This is a genomic window from Gimesia chilikensis, assembly GCF_008329715.1.
In the GTDB taxonomy this organism is placed as follows: Bacteria; Planctomycetota; Planctomycetia; order Planctomycetales; family Planctomycetaceae; genus Gimesia; species Gimesia chilikensis.
Map to the genome: position 1 here is coordinate 34,727 of NZ_VTSR01000022.1, position 24,848 is coordinate 59,574.

The 24,848-nt window shown below is 54.7% G+C and carries 15 protein-coding genes and 1 tRNA gene; 7 read left to right on the forward strand and 9 right to left on the reverse strand.

The window, feature by feature from the left end; all coding sequences use genetic code 11:
• Nucleotides 1-179: 179 nt before the first annotated feature.
• Complete coding sequence (locus tag FYZ48_RS24000; protein WP_187782188.1) at nt 180-1,211, forward strand: S1C family serine protease; 1,032 nt, start codon at nt 180-182, stop codon at nt 1,209-1,211.
• 74 nt (nt 1,212-1,285) lie between these two features.
• Nucleotides 1,286-2,374: a S1C family serine protease gene (locus FYZ48_RS24005; protein WP_149345095.1), complete on the forward strand. Its 1,089-nt coding sequence runs from the start codon at nt 1,286-1,288 to the stop codon at nt 2,372-2,374.
• 9 nt (nt 2,375-2,383) lie between these two features.
• Here FYZ48_RS24005 and FYZ48_RS24010 read toward each other — a convergent pair whose 3' ends face one another.
• Together FYZ48_RS24010 and FYZ48_RS24015 are read right to left on the reverse strand one after the other, a co-directional pair.
• Nucleotides 2,384-3,133: a (5-formylfuran-3-yl)methyl phosphate synthase gene (locus FYZ48_RS24010; RefSeq protein ID WP_149345096.1), complete on the reverse strand. Its 750-nt coding sequence runs from the start codon at nt 3,131-3,133 to the stop codon at nt 2,384-2,386.
• 63 nt (nt 3,134-3,196) lie between these two features.
• The gene (locus FYZ48_RS24015) at nt 3,197-4,789 is read right to left on the reverse strand and encodes an N-acyl-D-amino-acid deacylase family protein (protein ID WP_149345097.1); all 1,593 of its coding nucleotides are present in this window, start codon (nt 4,787-4,789) and stop codon (nt 3,197-3,199) included.
• A 287-nt stretch (nt 4,790-5,076) separates the two neighbouring features.
• Between FYZ48_RS24015 and typA the strand changes: the two genes are divergently transcribed.
• Nucleotides 5,077-6,897: a translational GTPase TypA gene (typA, locus tag FYZ48_RS24020; RefSeq protein WP_149345098.1), complete on the forward strand. Its 1,821-nt coding sequence runs from the start codon at nt 5,077-5,079 to the stop codon at nt 6,895-6,897.
• 48 nt (nt 6,898-6,945) lie between these two features.
• Here the strand turns inward: typA and FYZ48_RS24025 are convergent, their stop codons facing one another.
• The 4 genes from FYZ48_RS24025 to FYZ48_RS24040 all read right to left on the reverse strand — a co-directional run bounded on the left by FYZ48_RS24025 (nt 6,946) and on the right by FYZ48_RS24040 (nt 15,992).
• Nucleotides 6,946-13,095 (reverse strand): hypothetical protein, encoded by a 6,150-nt coding sequence (locus FYZ48_RS24025; protein WP_149345099.1) that lies wholly within the window; start codon nt 13,093-13,095, stop codon nt 6,946-6,948.
• A 165-nt stretch (nt 13,096-13,260) separates the two neighbouring features.
• Nucleotides 13,261-14,070: an SGNH/GDSL hydrolase family protein gene (locus FYZ48_RS24030; protein ID WP_149345100.1), complete on the reverse strand. Its 810-nt coding sequence runs from the start codon at nt 14,068-14,070 to the stop codon at nt 13,261-13,263.
• A gap of 186 nt (nt 14,071-14,256) precedes the next feature.
• On the reverse strand, nt 14,257-15,723 hold the full coding sequence (gene tig, locus FYZ48_RS24035) for a trigger factor (RefSeq protein WP_145041791.1): 1,467 nt from the start codon (nt 15,721-15,723) through the stop codon (nt 14,257-14,259).
• A 197-nt stretch (nt 15,724-15,920) separates the two neighbouring features.
• A tRNA-Gly gene (locus tag FYZ48_RS24040) sits at nt 15,921-15,992 on the reverse strand.
• Nucleotides 15,993-16,581: 589 nt separating this feature from the next.
• On the opposite strand from FYZ48_RS24040, the gene FYZ48_RS24045 reads away from it, so the two are divergent.
• Together FYZ48_RS24045 and FYZ48_RS24050 are read left to right on the forward strand one after the other, a co-directional pair.
• A complete protein-coding gene (locus FYZ48_RS24045; protein WP_145041790.1) occupies nt 16,582-16,860 on the forward strand; it encodes a Flp family type IVb pilin in 279 nt (92 codons plus the stop codon).
• Nucleotides 16,861-16,996: 136 nt separating this feature from the next.
• Nucleotides 16,997-17,317, forward strand: a complete 321-nt coding sequence (locus FYZ48_RS24050; RefSeq protein WP_149345101.1) for a branched-chain amino acid aminotransferase — start codon at nt 16,997-16,999, stop codon at nt 17,315-17,317.
• A 143-nt stretch (nt 17,318-17,460) separates the two neighbouring features.
• Here the strand turns inward: FYZ48_RS24050 and FYZ48_RS24055 are convergent, their stop codons facing one another.
• Nucleotides 17,461-18,480: a Gfo/Idh/MocA family protein gene (locus FYZ48_RS24055; RefSeq protein WP_149345102.1), complete on the reverse strand. Its 1,020-nt coding sequence runs from the start codon at nt 18,478-18,480 to the stop codon at nt 17,461-17,463.
• Nucleotides 18,481-18,840: 360 nt separating this feature from the next.
• On the opposite strand from FYZ48_RS24055, the gene FYZ48_RS24060 reads away from it, so the two are divergent.
• The gene (locus FYZ48_RS24060; protein ID WP_149345103.1) at nt 18,841-19,716 is read left to right on the forward strand and encodes a hypothetical protein; all 876 of its coding nucleotides are present in this window, start codon (nt 18,841-18,843) and stop codon (nt 19,714-19,716) included.
• Nucleotides 19,717-19,796: 80 nt separating this feature from the next.
• Here FYZ48_RS24060 and ettA read toward each other — a convergent pair whose 3' ends face one another.
• Nucleotides 19,797-21,470, reverse strand: a complete 1,674-nt coding sequence (gene ettA, locus FYZ48_RS24065) for an energy-dependent translational throttle protein EttA (RefSeq protein ID WP_145041786.1) — start codon at nt 21,468-21,470, stop codon at nt 19,797-19,799.
• Nucleotides 21,471-21,849: 379 nt separating this feature from the next.
• On the reverse strand, nt 21,850-23,961 hold the full coding sequence (locus tag FYZ48_RS24070) for a DUF2079 domain-containing protein (protein WP_149345104.1): 2,112 nt from the start codon (nt 23,959-23,961) through the stop codon (nt 21,850-21,852).
• Nucleotides 23,962-24,177: 216 nt separating this feature from the next.
• Here FYZ48_RS24070 and FYZ48_RS24075 point away from each other — a divergent pair, with 216 nt between their 5' ends.
• Nucleotides 24,178-24,840, forward strand: coding sequence for a nucleoside 2-deoxyribosyltransferase (locus FYZ48_RS24075; protein WP_149345105.1), 663 nt, complete (start codon nt 24,178-24,180; stop codon nt 24,838-24,840).
• Nucleotides 24,841-24,848 lie beyond the last annotated feature (8 nt).

The window sequence follows — 24,848 nt, forward strand, 5'->3', positions numbered from 1 at the left end:
GAATTTAGAAAAACGCCCATCCATGCGGAATTTCCTGTTTTTTCTTGAAAATGCTCATGTACATCGCGTATTCTATATGCAGTATTTCTTTCCCGAGAAATACATCCCGCAAAATTTCCTGCTGACGAGGTATGAGTTTGAGCCCCTTGATCTTCTTCAGAGCCGCAACCGGTGATTTGGTGCAACGCACTCTCGTCAGTGCAATGACCCTGGTCCTGCTTTCTCTGGCGCCCGCCAACGCTCAGGAAGTCGAGGTACGTAAACCCGTAGTTACCCCTGTCGCCCCGGCGAAACTTTCCGAAGTCTTTTTCAAGACCGTTCCCGATTCCCTGGAGGATCTTCAGGAAATCGAACGCCAGGTCACTTCCCTGACAGAAAAAGCGATTCACAGTACGGTCTCCGTACGGGTCGGCGATGCCCAGGGGAGTGGGGTGATCATTGATAACAAAGCCGGCTATATCCTCACAGCCGCGCATGTCATCGGACTCGCTCAGAAAGATGCCACCATCATCCTCCACGATGGCCGCACGTTGAAAGGCCGCACCATGGGCCTGAACCGCGGTCTCGATGCGGGACTGGTGAAACTGATCGAAGATGACGAAGTCGATATCAGCAAACTCACAGCCGCCAGGATGGGAGATATCTCCCAGATCAAAACCGGTGAGTGGGTTCTGGCCACCGGACACCCGAACGGCTATCAGGCAGGCCGTGCCCCTGTCGTACGACTGGGACGGGTTGTGACCCGGAAAAAACATCTGCTCCAGACTGATTGCACGCTGATCGGCGGAGACTCAGGTGGCCCGTTATTTAATATGCAGGGAGAGGTGGTTGGTATTCACAGCCGCATCGGTCCCTCTACCAGCTGGAATTTCCACATTCCCGTCTCCGCATTTCAGGATGACTGGGAAAAACTCGTTTCCGGCGATATGTGGGGGGCGAAGCCTCTCGGCCAGAATGCCGTCCTCGGCGTCAATGGCGAAACGACAGATCAAGGATGTAAAGTGACCGGCGTCACCCGCGGATTTCCCGCAGAAATCGCCGGCCTGAAAGAGAACGACATTATTTACCAGCTGAACGATGAAAAGATTACCGGCATCGAACAACTGGCGGAAGTCGTTCAACAATACAAACCGGGGCAGACGGTGCAGGTTCAACTGACGCGCGACGGCAAAAGCATGTCGTTTGAAGTTCAACTCGCCGCCCGGGATTAATACAAACTTGATCGCGATCCGGATGACTGCTTCGTAGTTCGGATCTGATAATAAAGTGATGTGAGGAGAAGCTCTTGAACCAGGATCATAAAACACGCAATCCGCAGACAGTCCGGCTGTTCGCACTGACTTTGATCATCACCACCTGCGCAGGGTGGCTGACTGATAGTGCCTCCGCTTTCGATCAACTTCAGCCGAGCCAGCTGACCAGCGGTTCTCAAATGCGTCGCGCGTTCCGGTCTGTCGTTTCGACTCCCCGTTCCTGGACGGTCCGCGTCCGTGTGAATGGCAGAGAAGCCTCACTCGGAGCCATCGTGGAATCTGATGGCTGGATACTGACAAAAGCCAGCCAGCTGGAAGGAAAAGTGACCTGCGAACTCACAACCGCTGAACGCTACGAAGCCGAAATCATCGGCGTCGACGGTAAGCTCGATCTGGCCCTGCTCAAAATTGATGCCCGGAATCTGCCTACAGTTCAATGGCAGTCAGTAACTGACCCCAAGGTTGGACAGTGGCTGGTCACTCCCGGACTGAGCATGTCTCCCGTGAGTGTCGGCGTACTCAGCGTGACACGACGGGATATCAAACCCGCCCCGGGTGTCCTGGGCGTGCAGATCGATGACGCTAACGGAGGCGCCCTGGTCAAACAGGTGATGCGCGAAAGTGGTGCTGAAGAAGCGGGCCTGAAACCAGGCGACGTGATTCTGAATGTGGCCGGCGAAAACATCGACAGTGCCAGTTCACTCTCGCGGTTCATCCGTAAATTTCTGCCTGGCGATCGTGTCCAGGTCCGGTTGCTCAGAGACGAAGAAGAAATCAACGCAGTCGTGGTCCTCACCGATCCACAGATGCTGATCTACGATCGCCTGCGGGAAATGCAGAAGAAAATGGGAGGCGCATTGAGTCGCCGGAAAACCGGCTTCGCTGAGGTCCTGCAGCACGATACCGTACTTCGCCCCGAAGACTGTGGCGGCGTCATCGTCGACCTGCACGGGAAGGCCATTGGCTTGAATATTGCCCGGGCTGGCAGAACCAAGTCCTTCGCGATTCCCGCCGATCAGGTGATTCCCATGATTCAGAAGCTCAAGCTCAAAGAGTATGCTCCTTACAATCCCCAGAAGGATCACAAGGAACAGACCGTTGCGGCCGGCAGTGCATCCTGAGACTAACGCTCATCCCGAATGATGACAGTGGAACTGTTCTTCCAGCTGCATTCTAAATTCACGTACTGCGGACGCCTCAACCCGGCTGGTGCGCAGCTTTTCTGAACAGGCTGCCCCTCGAATACCAATGATATCCGGCTGAATGGGAGAGAGTGCCTCCAGGTCACCCAGGCGAATGGAACCTGCCAGAGCGACCTTCAATCCGTGCCGATGCGCTCGTTGAATAAGTTCGTCCAGCATTTCCATCGAGAGCAGATCCGTTAACCCGAGCCCCTGTTTGTGGAAAGTGTCAATCAGCAGACCGGCACATCGGCTCTCAATCGCAGCCGAGAGGACTTCGAGTGGAGAGGCAGCCGAGGCCTGCTCCCAGTCTGCATACGCGACCGCGATCCAGTCGAACTGCCGTTGATGTTCCGTTTCAATCCGCTCGGTTACCTCCCGCCAGCAGGAGATCCAGTTGGACAGCGTCCGGGTTTCGGAGAGTCCCAGTTTCAGGTACTTCATGGCCGAGGGTATGCGGGGCATTGTGGATCGCTCTTGCCATTCGACCAGTTCGCCCAGCGCCATACTGAGGGGCTGAGTGATGTTGTGACGTTCGCAGTAGGCCGCGATCATCTGCAGGGACTCAGAATTCACCATCCCCAGGGCGCCATTCAGCGGTTCTTTGAAATCGAGCAGGTCACAACCTCCGGCCAGCGCAGCGGCAATTTCTTCACAATTACGAACGCTGACCAGTAACTCGACGCGGCGGGGATTCAACTAAGGGGCCTTCCTGAACTTCGACAGACCAAGAGGCTGCCTGCTTCGGGGTTTCTGATTCAATTACTTTTCCGGTTGCGGACGACGGAGTGCTTTGCCCGCCAGGCTGCCTGTGGGAAATCCACCGTTGATGGCAGGAGTCCCATTCACAAACAGGTAACGGATTCCCTCGGAATACTGATGCGGATTGTCAAACGTCGCCTGATCGATCAGCTTCGCGGGATCGAAGACTACGATATCCGCATAAGCGCCTTCCTTCAAATAGCCCCGGTCCGTTAAGCCCAGGATGTCAGCCGGCAGGCCGCTGGCACTGCGAACGGCCTTTTCCAGCGGGATTACTTTTTCCTGCAGCGAATAATAACCGAGTTTCCGCGGAAAGGTGCCGTAGTTACGGGGATGCGGACGATCTGAACCGGGCAGATAGGCTCGTCCGTCTGACGCGGTCGCAACCCAGTCGATTTTCATTATCTGACGCACGTCCTCTTCGTTCATGCTGAAGTTAACGACCGACGCGCCCCCGCGTCGGGTGATCTCGAGCACGATTTCCAGGATGCTTTTCTGCTCCTGATCCGCAATCTGCTGCAGGTTCTTACCCACCCAGTCGGGACGATCCGCGTAGCGGGCAATCCGGACCGCACTTCCGCCTTCCCGTTTTTCAATGTTCTTCTCGATCTGTTTAATGATCTTCTCTGAGGTCTCCGGGGCTTCCAGGCGGGCCACCAGTTCCTTGTTGCCTCCAGCCCGGGCCCAGGCTGGAATCAGGGTGGCGCCCAGTGATGTGCTGGACGCGATATAAGGATACTGGTCCGCAGTCACCGTCTGACCCTGCTGGCGGGCTTCGTCGATCATCGCCGCGGCGCGCAGTACCAGCCCCCAGGCATCCCGACCACTCGATTTGAAATGGGAAATATGTACAGGCATCTTGGCCTGCTGGCCGATCTTTAAAGCCTCATTCACGGCTGCCAGCAGCTCGGTGCTTTCGTTCCTTATATGACTGGCATAAATGCCGTTATACTCGGCGACGATCTTGGCCAGCGTAATCAGCTCATCCGTATCTGCATACGAGCTCGGCACATAGATCAAACCAGTCGACATCCCCCAGGCACCGTCCAGCATCGCCCGGCGGGCCAGCTCCTGCATCTTCTTCAGTTCTTCTTCCGTCGGTTCCCGCTGACCGGAGCCCATTACGTGGTCTCGCAGAGAACCCTGCGGAATCAGGTGCATCACATTCGTCCCGCTACCCGCGGCGTCAATCTGCCGATAATATTCCCCTGTATCAACCGGGCCACTACCGCAGTTTCCCGTGACCACGGTGGTACATCCCTGGGTGATAAAGTTCATATTCGCCCGGGTCAGGGGGGAAACAATCTGCCGATCGCTGTGATTATGCAGGTCGATGAATCCCGGGGCGATGACCAGTCCCTTGCAGGAAATGACCTGATCAGCGGATGCCTTGATTTCCGGGGCAATTTTGACGATCCGGTCATCCTTGATCGCCAGATCTCCTGTAAAACCTGCTTTTCCTGTTCCATCGATGATCGTGCCCCCTTTGAGCAGCAGGTCGTACGAGGCAGATTCCTGGGCGGAGAGCGTTCTGAGGGGCATCAGAGCCAGTAACAGCAGGCACAGGCTGACTTGCAGACGGAGCAGATTCATGAGTGGAACTCCCTGAATTGAATTGGGTTTACGGTACGAGCTCGCAAATTATGAAGATTTGACGTACTCATGATCAAAGTATCGCTAAAACCGCTTCGAACTACCAGTAAGAATGACGGTTTCTGGGCTTTGCGTTACTAATCTATTGCTGATATATTTTGCCCCTTATTATAGTAGCCTGACGCGCTGCGAGGCGGCTATCTGGTGAGACCCTCTGTTCCCCGTGAGGAACGTCCGAATGTCAAGAAGGTTTCCCGATTGAAACATTTTGGGAAGATTGAAGAGTCATGAAACGAGAAGATGTGCGGAACATTGCTATCATTGCGCACGTGGACCACGGGAAGACCACGCTGGTCGACGCCCTGCTACACCAGAGCGGCCAGTTCCGGGATTCCCAGTTGAAAGGTGACTGTATTCTGGATTCGAACGATCTGGAACGCGAACGGGGAATCACCATCCTGGCCAAGAACATTGCCCTGATGTACAAGGGCGTGAAAATCAACATCATCGATACCCCGGGCCACGCCGACTTCGGTGGCGAAGTCGAGCGCGTGCTCCGCATGGCCGATGGTGTGCTGATTCTGGTGGATGCCTTTGAAGGCCCCCGTCCCCAGACCCGCTTCGTATTGAAAAAGGCCCTCGAGTGTCATCTGAAGCCTCTCGTGGTGATCAACAAGATCGACCGCCCCGACTGCCGCCCCGATCACGTGCTGAGCGAAATGTTCGACCTCTTCGTCGATCTGGATGCAGACGACGAAACGCTCGATTTCCCTTACATCTACGCCAGTGCCCGTGAAGGCTTCGCCACACACGATCTGGACAACTTCGGCGACAGCATCCATCCGCTGCTGGACATGGTGCTTGAGAAAGTACCCGCTCCGGAAGTCGAATTCGACGCCCCGCTGAAGATGATGGTCACGACCCTCGAATGGTCTGAATACGTGGGCCGCGTAGCCACCGGTCGTATCAGCACCGGTAAAGTCCGACGCGGTGAAAAGGTCACCCTGATCAAGGCCGGCGGAAAGCATATCAACTGTACCGTCGATTCGGTCGAACTGTTCAATAACCTGGGACGGGCTCCCGTTGAAGAAGCCACCGCCGGCGATATCGTCGCTTTGGTTGGTCTGGACAATCCTGAAATCGGCGACACCGTTGCCTGTGCACTGAAACCTGAAGCCTTGGAACGTATCGACGTTGATGAGCCGACACTCTCGATGTTGTTTACCATCAACAGTTCTCCGCTGGCGGGGCAGGATGGCAAATACGTCACCAGCCGTAACCTGCGGGAACGTCTGATGCGTGAGCTCGAATCGAACGTGGCTCTGCGTGTCACCGAACGGGAAGATAAAGACTCGTTCTCTGTTTCCGGTCGTGGCGTGCTGCACCTCTCCGTACTCATCGAACAGATGCGTCGCGAAGGTTATGAGCTTTCCGTTGGTAAGCCTGAAGTAATTCGCAAGAAGATTGACGATAAATGGCACGAACCGTTCGAAGAACTCGTTGTCGACGTGCCTGCGGATTCGGTCGGTTCCGTGATGGAACTGGTCTGTGCCCGTCGAGGACAGATTATCGACATGACGGCAGGCGAAACCGGAATGTCACATCTCAAGTTTTCGATTCCCGCCCGCGGGCTGATCGGTCTGCGAACCCGTCTGCTCAACGCGACCAAAGGGGAAGCGATCATCAACCACCGCTTCGAAGGCTACAAGCCCAGCGAAGGGGAAGTTCCCCGTCGTGCGAACGGCGTGATGGTCTCCCAGGCCAAAGGGCAAGCCGTAGGCTATGCTCTCTGGAAACTGCAGGAACGGGCTGAATTTTTCGTTTCTCCCGGAGATGATGTCTACGAAGGAATGATCATCGGCGAAAACGCCCGTGAGAATGACCTCGTCGTCAATCCGATCCGCGGTAAAAAACTGACGAACGTGCGTGCTTCCGGTTCTGATGAAAACGTTGCCCTCAAGCCGGCCCGGGATATGAGTCTCGAAGCCGCCCTGGAGTACATCGAGCAGGACGAATATGTGGAGATCACTCCCAAGCTGATCCGTCTCCGCAAGATCTACCTCACGGAAAACGAGCGGAAACGCCAGCACCGCAGTGCGAATGCTTAATTCAGCAGAACGCACCCTATGATTTTGACTTCCCAACCTGGGGCCGGCTTACCGGTCCCAGGTTTTTAATTTACCCACCAGATCCAGCATTTCATTGCGCCGCTTTTCAAACAGCCCGAACAGGGCCAGGATGCAGATCCCCAGACCAATCCCAAACGCCCACCAGGGCCACACGTGTCCCAGTGACTGCGACGCGTGCCAGATCATGCTCACAATCGAAAGCACCAGGAACGAAGTGCCGACATACAGGAAGGCCCGTACTCGCAGCAGCATCCCGGCGAAGATCCCCACGACCGACAGGCCACACAGAATCATCGGGAGCTCAATACTTTCCGCTACTCCGGTGATGAACATGTCCCCGGTCGAACTGACATAAATGGCAATCGTGGAAAAGTACCGGATCGAAGTCAGCTGAGAATCGCTCAGTTTATCACGATTCAGATGTGTCGCGACCAGTACCGACAATGCCGGCGGAATCAGCCAGAGCTGAGGATGCTGTGTCAGCAACTGTCCCTGTTCCACCCAGAAAGCCCACAAGGCACCGTTACCCGCCAGAGCGGCCAGCGTGGTATAGACGAACGACTTTCTCCAGAGGCTCATCACCACGTAGACCAGGCTGATCAACAGCAGCACCAGGGAATATTCGCCGACCACCGGTGAGGTCTGAGTCGAAGCACCATGCAGCCAGAAGCTCAGTGCGGGCAACAGCGGGAGGAAGACGCCCGTCCGCTGGAGCGGTTCAGACAACACCTGCAGCCCGATGCGGTCGAAGAACTCGCCGACCCCCGCACCGGCAAAGGCAATCGCGATAACGATATAAGGCCAGTAAGGCAGCAGGTAGCCGCGGAACAGTTCCGGCACGGTCAGGTAAATATGCAGGAACAGCAGGGCCAGTACGATTTCAGACGCATAGACATACAGCATTCTGCGTTTCAACGGGAGCTGGAACGGATCATATTTGGGAATGGCAGCCATCACGATCAGGGCCGCGGAGAGCAGCACCAGCGCCGCAGAAACAACGCCGATTCTCGCGGGAGTCAATTGCAGCCGGACCCCGGTCAGTTGCAGTCCGATCTCCGAAGCCAGGATGGATAACAGTGCGACACCAGCAGCGGTCAGGAAGGTCCGTGCGCTTTTGCGAATCGCTTCCGTCCAGTCCGGGGTGAGGCTTGGCCATTTCGCAAGTACAACCGTGGTCAGCAGGCTCAGAACGGAGACTGCCTCCAGTAAGCGAATCAGATGGTCGAGCCAGTAGAAGTTCCCTTTAACGGGCAACAGGGCCCAGCTGAAATAGATGGATGCAGCGCCCAGTGCCAACAGGGCACGGTGTTTGAACCGTTCGGAAAGTTCTGTCAAATCACCCACAGCCAGCAGCGCCGGAACCGTGAGAAAGGTCCCCACCACCGACCACCAGCGGAGCGTCTGATCTTCAAATCGCAATACGCTGTGCAGCAATGCCAGGATTGTCGAGAGCGTCATCACGGAAACCGCTTGCGGGACCCAGCTGCGTGCCTGCTCCCAGATGAGGTCCGCGTTGGCAATCGCCAGGCGGTTACCAGCCTGACCCAGCTGTGAACGCACTCTCCACAGAATCCCGATCAGACAGGCATAGACAGACAGCGCGATGCCCGACCGCTGTACCAGGATCCGCAGTTCTGTCTCATTACTCAGGAAGGTGCCGATCGCACATAATCCCATCATAAACAGTGGCGCCAGCCCATATCGGCTGTTCCGGTCCCAGAGCAGCGCCGTCAACAGTACGGTCACCGATGCCAGGGCAATCCACCCCTGAATGTCACGAATGACGGGAAGACCTTCTACTGTCAGCAATGTCCGGGAAACGGTGATTGTCAGCGTGTAGAGCAGGACGACTCCCGACAGAGTCCCCGTTACGATGTGCTGCAACCTGAATTCAGACAGTCCGAGCTCTTCGTCAGTCGAGACACGTTGCCGATAGACGTCCACCGCCAGCCAGCAGGCCGCGACACCAGCTGCGGTGGTTACCAGCCATTTCAGTAGATCCATCTCGTTTTGAGGAGAGATGACCACGCCGACATCGTTCCAGTGGGCAGTCAGGACAAATACGGTGCCAAGTAAGGATATCGCCAGTGAAGCCCAGGCCATGATCTGTTTTCGCAGACAGAGTCCCAGCGTGAAATACAGGGCCGTCCCTGTCGCTGCGATCGTCAGTCCCGGCCAGGGGCGATAGAGGTCAGACCAGCCTCCCCGGAATCCGAACAGCAGTAACAGACCAAAGAGCAACTGAGACCAGTAGAGATGTCGTAGTGTGTCAGCCTGTAGTTCGGTATCGCCGGCTGAGCGACGCCAGGTTTGCACAAAGCGGAACGCGTGAAAAGTAAGCACCACAAGTAGCCCCCCTTCGAGCAACAGGTTGACCTGCCAGGCGTTCCAATCCGTGTGATGCCAGCCCAGGACCGCTGCCAGACCGATCAGTGCCAGGCTGAGGAAGCTCAGACCATTGACCTGCATACTGCTGGAGTACCTGCGGGCAAAATACTGAATGCAGAATGCAGAGACTCCAACCGCAGGCAGAGTCACCCATGGAGCTTGTGAGAAGCGTGGTCCCCATGATCCGGCAGGATCGAACAGATTGAACAAGAAGGGGAGCAGATAGGGAGAGACGACCAGGCTGAGCATCGTCGCCAGATGAAGCCGTAACGGTGGCCACTCGGAGGACGTGAGCAGCTGGTGTTCACGGAACTCGGGATGAATCCAGCGTTCGCATGCCAGCCAGAAGATCCCGAAACCGGCAGCCGCGAGTCCCAGCCAGGTAAGGGTCTGCAGGAACTCGGCGGTATCATATTGATCGAGGGGTGTCGAAAACATCAGAATGGTTCCCGCCAGCGTTGTCGCCAGCAGAAGATGGGATGCGAGCAGCATCCAGCCGTTGGAGCGGAACAGCACTGCATAACAGATGATCGTTCCCAGCAGTATCAGCAGCGGCAGACCGAATTGTGTGAAAGCGAGTAACCGGTCTGCAACATCAAGAGTTGGGATCTGTCCCAGCCCCGTTCCCAGAACCTGACAGATTGTCAGGAACAGGACAGGCAGACCGACCCCCAGCATGCTCAAGTCACGCCACGATGGTTTGTCTTCCAGCAGACGCGTAAGGTACCCCAAGCGGACCTGCTGCGACTGGAAAGTCTGCAGCACCGATTCTGCTTTCCAGACAACCACAAATATAACCACGGCATACAGGCTCAGGCACCAGCGGAGAGCCCCCGCCACATGCTGAGTCTGGTTGAAATACCCGGCGAGCAAAAAGGGAATCAGGTAACTGATTAGCAGCATGCCCAGCGAAGCGAGTTTCTGCAGGCGACTGTTGAGAAAAGTCAGACATCCCAACATCAACAGGCCCAGACAGAGCCAGCTCCAGATACTGAAGGCTTCTGGTGCCAGTTGCAAAGGAAAGCCGACCGAGAATTCTTTCAATGCGGAATTGAAAATAACAAACAGGGAAAACAGTACAACCAGCGTGCAGGAGAGGGCACCTTGTGTCCAGAGGCTGTGTTCCCGGGGCCGCGTGATGGTAATGGCCGTCAATCCCATCAGGTAGACGAACAAGCCAAACATTGCGGGAGCCAGATATTTCCAGACCGCACTCATCCGGTAGGCCTGGCTGAACTCGGCTCCGACCAGAGGTAACAGGGCAAATGCGAATACGAGACCTGTAGCAAGGATGGCACCGCCCAGTAGAATCGGTTGCAGATTCAGCCGACTGGTGCGGGCCAGCGCTCCCAGCATGTTGCCTGAGAATTTTTGGGAACGGATCAGCGAGTTCAGTCCATTCCAGAGGGCAATTGCCAGGATATGGAACAGCCAGTAACGGGGAGAATGGTAACCATTGCCCGTCCAGAGATCAAAACGCTGGCCGACCGCAGTCGCGGTGTAGAGCGTGCCAGCCGTCCCCGCGAACTGGGCACACAGAAACCAGACTTCGGAACGCAGAATCAACGCAATGCCCAGCCAGATCAGCATCAGCCAGAACGAGTAAAACGCATGCATGTGGGCCGGCATGATCTGCAGCAGTGCATAAGGGATCATGAGGACCGACGTGATCATGGCACCTGCGGTGAGGGGGCTGGTAAACGAATTACCCTCAGCGGGCAGCAGCGACCAGCTGTTCTGTAACTTTTGTCGATTTTGGGACCAGAATTGCAGGGCAAGTAAAAACAGCAGGCTGGTCGAAGCGTGGATCAGACAGCCCCAGGCAAAGGGACCATCGGGACGCAGATGCATGCTCTGCAGCAACTCGCGGATGGGGCCGTTGAGGCAGAGTGCGTGTTGCAGTGTCAGGAACCAGAGAAATGATCCGATGCTGGAAAGTATCGGACGACGAATGTGCCAGTTTGCAGTCAGGAACACAACGGAGTTCAACAGTAAAGCCACCGTAGTCCACATGACATCTGTGCGGGCATAAAAGCCCGCGTAGACTGCGATCAGGCTGGAGCCGCAGGCCAGCCCAACTGCGGCATACAGGTAGTATTCCGCTGCCTCCCGGTGCGATTTGTTCTTGAGCAGCATCGCTCCGATTCCCGCGCCGATCGCCAAAGCCAGTAATACGATGGCAGAACGGCCCAGCAGCATCGCTTCCATCAGCATCCGCTGTGTGACACCTTCAAGAGGCAGAGTGCCTCCCAGAACGTGAAATCCGAGCAGGGCTGAAATCGTAAGCGATGCGAGTGCCGGTACATGGCACAAAGGAAAACGTCCGCGAAAGGCGAGCAGTGTCAGGCTGATGGCGTTGACGATTCCCAGGGCGATCAGAATGTCGACGCGCGGCCAGGCGATTGCGAAGTTAACCAGCAGCATGATCGCAGCAAAGATCGCGAGGGACGAACCCGTCAGGGACCAGTGCGGCGATTCATCTTTCCCTTTCCGGTGATGGAGCAGCAGACCGAATCCGACCAGTAGACTTTCCATCAGGCTGAACAGTGGCGTCAGTCTCGCAAAGGTTTCCAGGCGTTCGGGGGCATTCCAGATCATCAGCCAGCAGGGGGCTAGCACGGAAAAGACCGCCAGCCCGAGCAGCGTGACCAGTTCGCGGGCGCGGGAATCAGATATTTCTTCCCAGTCGAACGTATTGCGCAGCACATACACCAATCCACCGACAAAGCAGCCGACTGGTAACAGTGCGAGAAAATTGATTTGCAGAAACGTCGTAGCCTGATCCCCGAGGCGGGAGATTAGAATCTGCCCGGCTGAGGTACCCAGGACAATCGCCAGTAAAGGCCAGCGTCCGAAACTGAGCAGGATGCGGCTGGACGAATGGACCATCCACCCGAACGCGGCAAAGCCGACGCCGAGTGCCAGTATGAAGAGCGGGTCGGTTGCAGGCCTGTGATCGGACAGGCGAATGGCTGCCAGGAAGTTGAGAGGCACCAGTAGCACCGTAATCAGTAACAGGCCGCGACTGGTGGCTTCCAGTTTCCAGCGTTTGAACGTGTAAAGTCCCGCACCATGGATGGCGGCGGTGGCCAGCAGGAAGAGCAGGGCAGGCAGATAAGGAATCTGATTTTTCAATGTCGACCAGAGACTGACCACCAGGCCAATGGCACTGCCGACAATCAGTAGACCGCTGACCAGTTCCCCCCAGCGAATGTTTTTCTCTTCCATGAACGCCTGCAGCAGTGAACCCAGCGGACGTTTCTGCTCTTCGACGGGCATCGCAGGACGTGGGGAAGTGTGTGCTGGAGAGACAGGTTCAATCTGTTCGGGCCTGGTTTCCGGTTCAAAGGCACTCTCGTCCAGAAAATCGGAGATTTCGAGAACCGGTTCTTTTTCAGGCGTCTTCTGTGGGACTGGTTTCTGCGTCGATGGTTTGGGTTCAGGCTTGGACTCGGGTGTGAGTTTTGGCTTGGGTTTCGGTTGTACGACTTCAGGAGGAGCGGGCGCCGGTTGCTTGGCTGCTGTATATTTGAAGAGGCGGACGAAATCTTCTTCCGGGATGACGCCCTGATTATATAGTCGGCGGAGGTAGCGTTCGGCTGTTTGACGCTCCTGCTCGCGAGTACTCTCTGTTGTCTTTCGTTCTTCGGCAAGTTGATGCGAGGAATGAACGTCGTTTGGGGGCGCTTCCGGCGAGAACAGTTTGGTGAGGAAGTGACCAATCACCCAGATTCCGTGGATGAAGGAAGCGAAGAGAATCAAAAGAATGAAAACCAGTACGAGTTCCATGGGGTTGGTCCCTGTTGCAGCGGAAGATCAAACATCCAGCCTTACCTCGGCTTCTTTACGGGCGGATTCTCTTGAGCGATATCACTCCTCAATTTGGAATTTTCATTAAAAATCAGGATGTTATTTCTTAACTCTAATCCAGGAAAAGGATTAGAGCAATGATGTTCAATAAACGGAGATGCGGGTGCCATCGGCGAACATCCGGGTCGGCTGACTGCTTCGGATCTCTTTACCCCAGCGACGCCTGACCGCGGGGGGCAGATAAGTGAAGGCATACCAGCCATCCAGCACGCGATTGCGGACTGTCTGTTGTTCCAGATTCTCCAGTTCCCAACTGGTCAGAATTGTTTTCCATAACCGGGCCCGTTGAGAGGCGCGGTAGTGGATGGGATCAAAGCCATACCACTCAGGCTGGGGAGCCACAATCCGGATACGGGGATCTCCAGCCAGTTCGGCGAGTCGCTGATTCAACTCGCCGACTTTCTGAATCAGATCGGGAAGTGAGGCCGGGTTTTTCGGGAAGAACAGCCGTCGCGTCATCTCAAAACGCAGATTTGAGAGTTTCGCGAGTGTGAACTCGGGAAGTAATGTGATTGTTACCCGGGCATCGATCGCCTGTAATTGATCCAGGCAGAGCCTGACCCAACTGAAGATGGCATCGACCGTTTGACCGTAAATCAGATCATTGCCGATATCAGTCAACAGCGCGAGGGGCTGTTCCGAAATTCGATCCGGTGTGGGTAATGCCTGCCACAAATCACAGCGGGAGATGCCGGGCAGGGCACGGTGCAGCAGACGACTCCAGGTTCCGTATGAGCGTCCATGCCCGAGGGCGGTATAGATGTCACAGGGAACCCCTATGCTCGGCTGCAGGAGACGCAGAATCAGAGGAAAGTCTCTGGTCAGGTTACTTGCTCCCAGCAGAATCACCGGACGTCCGCCGGACTGTGGCTCTGGAGCAGTGAATTCAGGCATGGATGTAATTATCCCGGGTGTCGTGATATATGTGAAAGGAAGCTTTCTATTTTAGCGAGATCAGGTATTTCAGAAAGAGAAATTTACACTCGCTCTGATTTATAAGCAGAGGAATGCTCGCGCATAAAAAAAGGCACCATCGATTTGATGGTGCCTTGATTCTATGTTGAATGAGAAGCGGGGCGATTAGTCTTCGCCTTCTGCTTCTTCTTCCTCTTCAGCTTCCGCAGCGGAGCCGGCGAAGCTGGAGCAGACCGAGCGAGCGATAGCAGAGACTTTGTTTTCCTCTGGCTTCTTCATCTCGGTTTCTTTGTATTCAGCTTTTTCCAGGATGACGTCAACCGCTTTACGCTCACGCAGCTGAGCTTCCAGGTTTTCAATCATGCCGGATTTGACCATACGAGCCCGTACGCGGCGGGGGCTTTCACCCTGCTGCATGGCCATGTAGTAGATTTCCATGTCGATTTCGGAAGGATCGACCATCAGGTTTTCGGTCGTGGCAATCTTGTCCAGCACGAAGTGCTCTTTGAGTGCCTGACGAGTGCTGGAAATCGCCTGCTGACGCAGTTCGTTTTCGCGAGCCTGGATATCCTGGCGGGAGAAACCGGCCTGCTGCATTTCGAGGATTTCCCGACGCAGTGCGTTTTCCACCTGCTTGGAAACCAGTGTTTCCGGCAGATCCCAGTCGGCAGACTCGGTGATCTTTTCCAGAACCTGGGTACGGGTAGACTGACGCTGCTCGTAAGTCACCTGACGTTCCAGGATGTTTTTGATTTCTTCGCGGAGTTCTTCTTCCGATTCGGCACCGATCCGTTCCAGCAGCTCTTCGTTGATTTCCGGAGGCTGGATGAACTTGACGGTCTTCACGGTGAAAGTCGCTTTGACCTTTTCGCCACGCATTTCGATCTGATCGGCTTCTGCAGAAACTTCAAATTCGGTTTCGCGAGTGTCGCCGGCTTTAACGTCAGCCATGACTTCGCCGAAGTCTTTGATTTCGGCATCACGCAGACGCAGGATCGGACGGAGCGGAACTACCAGTTCAGCGATTTCGCTGAGTGGCTTGCCGTCGTGTTCGAACTTGATTGACAGTTCGAGGTAATCTTCTTTTTCAGCAGCACCTTTCCGTTCTTCCATTTCGCCGTACTGGCCGAGGAAGCGGTTGAGGTATTCTTCGATGTCTTTGTCGCCGATTTCGCGGACAGGACGTTCCAGCGACAACCCTTTGTATTCGGGCAGTTTGAAATCAGGACGAACTTCGACTTCAAATTCGAAGGTGAATTCGCCGTCTTCTGGAATTTCCAGGCTTTCGACATCAATGGTTGGCTCGTTGATCGGATCCAGGTCATTGTCTTCAGCGATCAGTTCCAGGCTTTCCATCAGGACCCGCTGTTTGACCTGATCGTTGAGTTCCTGGCGGAAACGTTTTTCGATCAGCTTCTTGGGAACATGGCCAACGCGGAAACCGGGAACTGTTGCCTGATCACCCAGTTCAGAGACAGACTCAGAGTAGAAGTGCTCAATGTCAGAACGGGGGACTGATACAGTCACATGTTTTTTACAGGGACCCACCTCTTTAATATCGGCGGTCGCAGACATTTTATACTCGCCTTCGGTGGAGACGGTTTCTTCTGTCGTTGCGAGATCGTCAGACACGGTCCAATCCTTTTCTTTTACGTTGTGTAGAAAACAGCAATGGGGGCTTTACCAAATCACTGCACTCAATCTGAGGGTGGCAGTTGCACACTGCGGAGCTGATTCTGATAGCGATACTACTTAAAGTATGAAAAGCCCCACATTCAAGAAGATGGGGGCTCTGATTCAATCCCTGAGATTTTGCATGCGAAAAAAAGAGCGGGTGAAGGGATTTGAACCCTCGACAGCCACGTTGGCAACGTGGTGCTCTACCACTGAGCTACACCCGCGAGCTGGCATGTATTGGACTGAGAGTGAAGATCACTTTCAGAAGCAACACGTGCTTGCTGTGTGTGAAGATTATGTAATCTTATCCGCTGAGGTCAAGGGTACGACAAGAAGTAAATCATGGATATCAGAGACTTTTTTCATTTTTTCTCTTCGTATCCTTTCTGAGCCTGCTGTTTATGGCTGACTCTACGGATTGACAGGATTTTACGGACGCTCTCACAATCCAGGTGGACTGTTTTTGGTCCCTGTTGCCGATTCGCCACGTGTTGCTTTGAAACAACATCGCGCTAACTGACCTGATAACAGCGGGTTAAGTCCTCTCTGCTCCTCGCCCCTCAGATCGTGTTGATTTTTCACCACAGTCCGCTCAGACCGTGTGCCGCGTGCCGCAAGAATTATTTCAACGGACGGACTGTTTTTATCTCCTTATATTTCAACAGGTTGTGATCACTGCTGTGGACGGTTTGTAAAAACTTTTTTACGTTCCGGCACGTTTGGTATTCAGCTTGCTTTACATCCCATTATCAACTTTGAAACGTTGACTCGATGCAAACAACTTTAAATCAAACAATTTTGGAGACCACCACTATGAAAAACATCATCAACTCACTGATCAACGACGAAGCCGGTTTCATTGTTTCTGCAGAACTGGTTCTGATTTCCTCGATCGCCGTACTGGCCATGATCGTCGGACTGTCTGAAGTCGCTAATAACGTGAACCAGGAACTGGAAGATGTCGGATCCGCTTTCTCCAGCATCAACCAGACTTACAACCTCTGTGAAGTCTCAGGTCACAAAGGGGAACTCAGTGGCAGCAATTTCCGTGACTGCCCCGACTTCTGCTCAGGTCAGTGGGACATCTACTAAGCCTGACGCTCTGAAAACAACTCTACCCGAAACTGCTTTCTTTCCAAAGACGACCGCCTGCAGGGATTCACCACTCCTGCAGGCATCCGGTCACCCGAAACAAAACCAAATCTCTTAATCTCTGGAGTCTGTGAACATGAATAGTGTGCTGATGCGTTTCATGAACGAAGAGGCGGGCTTTATTGTCTCTGCCGAACTGGTACTGATCTCAACGATCGCCGTCCTGGCGATGATTGTAGGGCTCAGTGAAGTCGCCCATGGTATTAACCAGGAACTGGAAGATGTCGGCTCGGCGTTTGGCCGCATCAATCAGAGTTTCTATGTTGCAGGGGCGCATGGCCACAAGGCCTGCACAGACGGCAGCAGTTTCCGCGATCAGGCGGATTTCTGTGACGGCGAGAATGACATCGTCTGTGATCGTCCGCCCCGCAGCGAAGGGAACGGCTACTACTATTAAGCGATCGCGGAACAGCAGTTCTGCTCACACATAATGTTTCCTTAACAGGAAGCAGGCATGCATCGAGGCGGAGGTCTCCACCTCAGGCACCCTGATCAGCGAATCTGGTCAGGGTGCTTTTTTTATGCGCGGCGCGGGAGCTTTTATTTAGGAAAGAAGTCGGCCAGGTTGACTACAGTTTCCGTACGAGCCGAGTAGTCCAGCGCGTTGAGTACCCGCTGGGTATTGATCCCCAGATCAGGCCACTGCTGCTCCAGTCGTCCCGAACGGATAATGTCGCAGAAATGGTTGATCATACAGGTTTCCTGCAGCGGATTCGCGGTTTCGTGTCGGGTGATCTTTCCCCAGGAGTCTTTGACTTCAAAGGCGGGTTTGGTGTTTTCCCAAGGGCGGGTGAAGTCATCACAGATCAGTGAGGCTTTTGTGCCGGCCAGTTCAAACCACTTTCGCATGTTGACATCAAAACCACAATCAAAGGATGCGATGCGATCTTTGCTGAACCACATGATTCCGGAGAAATTATAATCGACGTCATTATAAGGTCGTGCGGTTCCGAAGACTTTGGTGGGCAGTTCATTGAATGCCCAGAGGGCGACTCCAATACAGTACCAGCCCAGGTCACCTAAGGAACCGCCTCCCAGATCGCGCTGCAGACGGAGGTCTCCTTCAGGGACGGTATCCCAGTTGAAGGTGAAAGCGGAAGTGATCCTGCGGTGTTCTCCCAGCGCGTCGCTGCGAATCAGTTCGAGCATCTCTTGCGCACGCGGATGGTGATACCACATCACGCCATCCATCAGCTGAACTTCGTTTTCCAGACAGACGCGTCGCATTTCGCGCGCCTGGTTCACATTGAGTGCCAGGGGCTTTTCACATAATACGTGTTTGCCTGCGCGGGCGGCGCGAACGGTCCACTCGCCATGCAGTGCCGGTGGGAGTGGAATGTAGACGGCATCGATATCGGGATCGTGGATCAATGCGTCATAGCTGCCAACGCTGCGTTTGACGTGATGCTTTTCTGCCCAGTCGGCAGCGCGGGTGGCATCGCGGCTGGCGATGCAGGTCAACTCGGCATTCTCTGCCTGGTGAATTGCAATGCTGATCTTCTCGGCGATACGGGCCGTACCCAGGATGCCCCAGCGCACAGTCCGGTTTGAGTCTTTCATAGTCGGCGGTCCAATGAATCCAGGTAGTAAGATTTATGAAAAAAAATTTGAAATCTTCAAACCAAGTCGTTATCGTTGAGGCAGAGCAGCTTTTTCTCTTATTTCATTTCTTTTCTATCTTTCGATGCCTGAGAAAGTTTTGCTCAATATCACAGAGTTTTTGGACTCTGTAAAGTGTTCGTCGTTCAGTTTACCTGTCAGTTTTCGTATCGCGCTCCAGACAACATCTCTATTTTGACGCTCAAAGAAGTGGACACGTTTCTTGTGTGCATTTCGTTGTACATATGCCTGCTAGCGATAGGCTAGCATTGAACACTATTCCGGGTTCAGGCGGGCAGAATCTGGTAGACAGGAGTTAAAATGACCAAACGGATACAGATGTTAGCAATTGCCTGCGCCTTACTGACCATAGGTGGCGCGACGGCTCCCTCGGTGGAAGGAACACCACGGCGAGATATCATCACGAAACTCTCATTGAGTAAGGATGCCCCCCAGATTGAACTGTTTGAGGGGCTGAAGAAACAGACCCTGTCGGCACGGGTCTATCCCATCAGCGCCTATAATTCCTCAGTCTTCATTACGAATAAGACTTCCGAGCCACTGACGGTCAAAGTACCTCCCGCGGTTTCTTCCGTACACATTCTGGCGCAGGCTGGTCCGGGACAACAACCGGGACTCGGACAGGGATTGTTACAGGACCTGCAGGGACTCAATCAACCGATGACGGGAGATTCCCAGGCGGTCGGTGGCAATCTGGCACCGATGAGCAACAATCAGAATTTTGATTTCCAGGGCTTCTTTACCATTCCGCCGGAAAAGACCGTGCGCCTGCGGCTGCGTTCTGTCTGCCTGGAACATGGGAAGCCGTGCCCTTCCAGCAGAAAAACCTATGAGCTGCGCCCCATCGAATCGCAGGTGGAAGACAAAGCACTGGTGCTTCTGCTCAAGAAATTCAATCCCCGTCGCGACGACTGGGAAATGATGCAGGCCATCGCCTGGCACCTCTCCAGCCACCTGGACTGGCAGGACCTGGCCAGCAAACGGAAACACAAAATCGTGGGCGGCGGTGTGCCTTACTTCAAACCGGAGCAACTCATCGCTGCACGTAAAGTAGTAGAAGTGGCCCGCACTGAAGTGCATCGTCAGACCGTGGCAGATCGTAATCCGTTTTCAGATCAGGAAACGAAATCAACTCAGGAAGCAACTCTGAGTCGCGTTCGAGGCGAGCGCCGCTGAATTTCACCCGTTAAAAAAAGAAAGGGGCAGTCCTCATAAGACTGCCCCTTTTTTTTGATGTCTCAACTGTCAGTTGTCGTTTAACGTGACAGTGGTTTGTACTGAATCCGGTGCGGAGAGTCGGCATCGGCTCCCAGTTCTTCGTGGCGACGGGCTTCGTACATTTTGTAGTTGCCTTCAAAGAAGCGGACTTTGCTGTCACCTTCAAAGGCAATGATGTGTGTTGCCAGACGGTCGAGGAACCAGCGGTCGTGGCTGACTACCAGGGCACAGCCACTGAAGTGCTCGAGTCCTTCTTCCAGCGAACGCAGGGTATCCACGTCGAGGTCGTTGGTCGGTTCGTCCAGCAGCAGCAGATTACCACCCGAGCGGAGCAGTTTCGCCATATGCACGCGGTTACGTTCCCCACCAGAGAGTTCGCCAACCAGTTTCTGCTGATCGGGTCCCTTGAAGTTGAATCGGCCGACATACGTGCGGGCATGCACGCTCGATTTACCGACGACCAGATGATCGTGTCCCTGGGAAATTTCTTCGTAAACCGTTTTCTTCGGATCGAGGGCATCGCGGCTCTGGTCGACATAAGAGAGTTCAACCGATTCGCCGATTTCCAGGGTTCCGCTGTCCGGCTCTTCGAGACCCATGATCATTTTAAAGAGCGTCGTTTTACCGGCCCCGTTTGGACCAATCACGCCGACAATCCCGCCAGGGGGCAGTTCGAAGGTGAAATTCTCAAACAGCAGTTTGTCGCCGAAGCCTTTGGTGAGGTTATTCGCGATGAGCACCTTGCTGCCCAGCGACCGGGAAACCGGAATCTGAATGTCGGAAGCATCGTCGCGTTTTTCGTATTCTTCCGCAGCCAGTTCCTGGTAGCGTTGCACACGGGCCTTGTTTTTCGAAGCCTGTGCCTTGGGTGACATGCGGACCCACTCGAGTTCGCGTTTGAGGAACTTCTGCCGTTTCGATTCCTGTTTTTCTTCGACTTTCAGACGTGCCTGTTTCTGCTCCAGCCACGAAGAGTAGTTCCCTTCGAAAGGCAGACCACGGCCCCGTTCCAGTTCCAGAATCCAGCCTGCGACGTTATCGAGGAAGTAGCGGTCGTGGGTAATCGCCACAACGGTTCCCTGGAAGTCGTGCAGGTAACGCTCCAGCCAGGCGACCGATTCGGCGTCCAAGTGGTTCGTCGGTTCGTCCAGCAGCAGCAGGTCAGGGTTCTGCAGCAGGATTTTACAGAGGGCAACACGCCGCTGCTCTCCCCCGGACAGACTGCCGATGATGGCGTCTCCCGGCGGAACACGCATGGCGTCCATGGCGATTTCCAGGGTGCGATCCAGTTCCCAGAGGTTGGCTGCATCGATCTGGTCCTGCAGTGTCGCCTGTTCTTCGATCAGCTTTTCCATCTCTTCAGGAGAAGGATCTTCCGCGAACTTCATGTTGACTTCATTATAGCGGTCGAGGATCGACTGGGATTCAGCCACCGCTTCGGCGATACATTCTTCCACGGTCTGTTCAGGATTCAGATCCGGTTCCTGCTTGAAGTAACCGATCTTGATGCCTTTGGCAGGGCGGACATCCCCCTGGAAGCTGGTGTCTTCCCCTGACATGATTTTCAGCAGGGTACTTTTACCAGCACCGTTGACCCCCAGAACACCAATTTTTGCGCCAGGGAAGAATGAGAGCCAAATGTCTTTCAGAATCTCTTTCTGTTCAAAGACTTTGGTAACGCCTTCCAGTTGCATGATGTATTGTTGTGCCATGTCTCCGTCTCTTGCCCTGTGGGACTTCTGCTAACAGTGACCAATAAAATAGTGAGAACGCATTTGTGAGAATCAGGTCCGCTTTCCTCAGCGGAAAACCGGTCTGCCACACGCGAGATACCATAGCTGGACCAGGTTCGCAAGTCACTCGAAACAGGGGCAGACTTGCGAAATATTCAAAAAACACCGCTCCGGAAGCGATTTTTTGAAATCGGGAATGGGAATTCGGGAAAGTCGGATGACCTGGAACGGGTCAATTTTCGAGAGACTGGGAAACAGCCGCCTGTCAGTCTCGCGGTGGGTTCACGGGCTATTATTACCGTTCATTTCACCGGGTGAAGCCCCCATTTTTCCGAATTTTGAGCGAGATCAGCGTCGATCACTCGCTGGCAGCGGGTTTCGGGGGCTGTTTTCGTTTCAGGACGATGAAATATCCGTCGGTTTTGTCCGGCAGCAGTTCCCATTCGTCGGGGTGATCGCGATATTCGGGGATCTGATCAGGGGTTTTGATCTCGCTGTAAGGGTGCTGGGTATCAATGACGATATAGTCGGTGTCCTCCGGCACCCCTGCTTCGTAGTCGTTTACTTTCCGCCGGTATTTACTGTAATCGTAAGAGCGGGCATGGTGGGTATAGCGGGGATGCACGAAATCGGTCGAGGCGACTCTGCTCTCCGGGGGAATCAGATCTGCGATTTTTTCAAACTGACGCGCCCTTTCTCCGGGTACGTACAGCCGTCCCCAGTACCAGCTGGAACCGGAGTCCCAGAAGACCAGGCCTGCGGGACCCAGGCTGAAAAAGAGTCCGGTTGCCAGGGAGGAACTCCAGAGGAAATGCGTTGCCCAGGTCTGTGTCTGTGCCAGGGATGCGGGTTCCGATTTCCAGCGACGCAGCACCATTGTGACATTTCCAACTCCGTAAGCCGCAGCCCAGCAGAGAATAGGGACGATGGGAGCATGAAAATGGTGTCGCGGATCGTGGGCCAGTTCGTTCAGACAGAGTAGTCCAAACAGGGGCAGCCCCACCAGCAGACGTCCCGGTGAAAACAGGGGCAGCAGGCCGAGAGGGACGAGCAGCGCCAGGGCATAGATGAACGTATCGGGTTGGATCAGTTCGCCCAGCAGCAGTCCCGGATTGAACAGAATGTTGCTGACGACTTCGCCCAGGGAATTGCCGAATTTCTGAAAGTAACCGACGTAATGCACCTGTGTGCCGCCGCGGAACCAGGGGATCAGAACTTTTACAACCAGTGCCAGATAAACGACCGCAAACACTGACAGACCGATGCCCGGGGCGATGCTTTTCAGCAGCACGGATTTCTGTGCTTTTGATTCCGGTTTATTTTCCTGAAACGCGCGCCAGGCGATCCAGAGCCCCAAGGGGCCCAGGATAATCGCATAGTCTTCCTTGGCAGCCAGGCAGAGCAGCAGCAGGACGATTGCAGATTTCCAGCGCTTGCGTTCGATCGCTTCCAGGGCGAACAGCAGCAGGGGAACGCCGAAGGAGATCGGCCGGAATGTTTTGAGATCGATGGCGATGTCCAGAAACTGCAGGGGGAAGTAGCAGAGATAAGCTGCGACGATTGCAGTGCCCGCGGTTTTAGAACCGCTGTGTCGCGTCGCCATACGGTACAGCGGAATCGCACCGCAGGCCAGGGCCACGGTTTCACTCAGTTCCAGCAGCAGGTGGGATGGCCAGATCAGGTACAGCGGCGAGAGCAGCAGGTGAATGAATTGGATATGTTCTCCCCAGAACAGCCCCTGATCCAGATAACTGCGAAACCCTTTCCCATGCAGGACATTCCAGAGATGTTCTTCATACATGGCTGAATCGCCGTGGGGAATCAGCAGGCCCTGGTAAAGCCGCCAGTTCATCCAGGTGAAGATCAATACGAAAACGCCCATCAGCAGCCAGACAGTGACGGGCAGGGAGGACTTTGGTTCCGTGGAAAGTTCTTCGATCGAAGCTTCACTCTGGGAAGCGGGAAACAGCAGTGTCACCAATGTGGCCAGCCAGCCCGCGATTGTGATCGCGAACCAGAACTGCGAGGTGGCCAGCAGCAGACCTTCGCCGCTGCTCCAGCCGATGATAAACAGCAGGATTCGGAGCAGCTCCCAGACGCCGGGCAGAAACCACCAGCGATAACCCAGGCAGCCCCAGTCCGTCAGCGCAGCAGAGAACGCAGACTTCTGCAGGCGGGAAATCAGGAAGCCCCCCGCCAGCCAGGTCAGTGTTGCGGTGAGGAGCAGGTATCCCATCAACGGGAAAAAGGGAATGCCAACTGTTTGTGTGGTCGGATCGAGCGTCGCGCCCCAGCTTGAGAGCAGTGCTTCCCAGAGCGGAACACTGACGTACATTCCGGCCAGGTCCTGACTGCTGAAGATCGTCTGCAGGGCGAGTGTCACCGCACCGGGACCCAGCAAGACGCAGAGCAGCGCATAAGTAAATCGGCGACTGTCGATTGCAGGAGGAGTAGGGGCGCTGTGATTCATGAATTTGGAGCAGACTGTCTGTGAATGTTCTAACTGGCTTGCGACGATTCAGGCAGCGCTGTTGAGCGCTGCTCTGACAAATTTGGGAGATGCTGGCGGAAAAGAATCCGGTTTGGGTGAAAAAAAACAGGACGTTGTTACAATGAACTCCGAATCCCCTCTATCTCACTATTCTAAATGGATTTCTTTCAGCAGGGAAGCATTACAGGTTTGACCATGAAACATTCTAACGAACAGATGCGCGTGTACTGCGCAGGTCCTCTGTTTAATCGGACCGAACGGGACGAGATGACAGAGATTGCAGATCTCTTAACCAAAACCGGATATACCGTCTACCTGCCTCACCGCGACGGGATGGAATTTCGCCTGATCCTGGATGTGCTGGTCGAACGCAACTGGGATGCACCGACGGCTGCTCAGTTTCTGCATGAAGCCATTTTCTCGCTGGATGTCTACCAGCTGGTTGTGGAATGTGAGGCGATGGTCTGGAATCTCAACGGACGCGTTCCCGATGAAGGCGCTGTTTCCGAAGCAGCCATGGCCTGGATGCTGGGCAAGCCACTGATCGCCTATAAAGATGATGTCCGCTCGCTGATCCAGGGACGCTTTAATCCGCTGCTGGTGGGCATGGTCGAATTTGAATCGGTCGATGAAATCGAACAGATTCCGCATGCTCTCTCCTCGGCGATCCTGAATCATGATCTGCGTCCTCCTTTGGAAGTGGACGCGTTGCCCGCCAAGGTTCAGAAAGCAGTGCAGGCCGGCCAGGTACTGTGGAAGGCCATGTGCTCCGAAGGGGCGCAGGAAGATAACGAAATGATCGCGTCTGTCGTCGAGGAGTTGTTTGCGCCGAACGATCGTTCTTCGCTGCTCGCCTGAACGGCTCA

What these genes read in the sequence shown, in the direction of transcription:
- FYZ48_RS24015 (WP_149345097.1), bottom strand. Translation starts at nt 4,789, where the DNA reads ATGAATCTGCTCCGTCTGCAAGTCAGCCTGTGCCTGCTGTTACTGGCT.
- typA (WP_149345098.1), top strand. Translation starts at nt 5,077, where the DNA reads ATGAAACGAGAAGATGTGCGGAACATTGCTATCATTGCGCACGTGGAC.
- FYZ48_RS24025 (WP_149345099.1), bottom strand. Translation starts at nt 13,095, where the DNA reads ATGGAACTCGTACTGGTTTTCATTCTTTTGATTCTCTTCGCTTCCTTC.
- FYZ48_RS24030 (WP_149345100.1), bottom strand. Translation starts at nt 14,070, where the DNA reads ATGCCTGAATTCACTGCTCCAGAGCCACAGTCCGGCGGACGTCCGGTG.
- FYZ48_RS24045 (WP_145041790.1), top strand. Translation starts at nt 16,582, where the DNA reads ATGAAAAACATCATCAACTCACTGATCAACGACGAAGCCGGTTTCATT.
- FYZ48_RS24050 (WP_149345101.1), top strand. Translation starts at nt 16,997, where the DNA reads ATGAATAGTGTGCTGATGCGTTTCATGAACGAAGAGGCGGGCTTTATT.
- FYZ48_RS24055 (WP_149345102.1), bottom strand. Translation starts at nt 18,480, where the DNA reads ATGAAAGACTCAAACCGGACTGTGCGCTGGGGCATCCTGGGTACGGCC.
- FYZ48_RS24060 (WP_149345103.1), top strand. Translation starts at nt 18,841, where the DNA reads ATGACCAAACGGATACAGATGTTAGCAATTGCCTGCGCCTTACTGACC.
- ettA (WP_145041786.1), bottom strand. Translation starts at nt 21,470, where the DNA reads ATGGCACAACAATACATCATGCAACTGGAAGGCGTTACCAAAGTCTTT.
- FYZ48_RS24070 (WP_149345104.1), bottom strand. Translation starts at nt 23,961, where the DNA reads ATGAATCACAGCGCCCCTACTCCTCCTGCAATCGACAGTCGCCGATTT.
- FYZ48_RS24075 (WP_149345105.1), top strand. Translation starts at nt 24,178, where the DNA reads ATGAAACATTCTAACGAACAGATGCGCGTGTACTGCGCAGGTCCTCTG.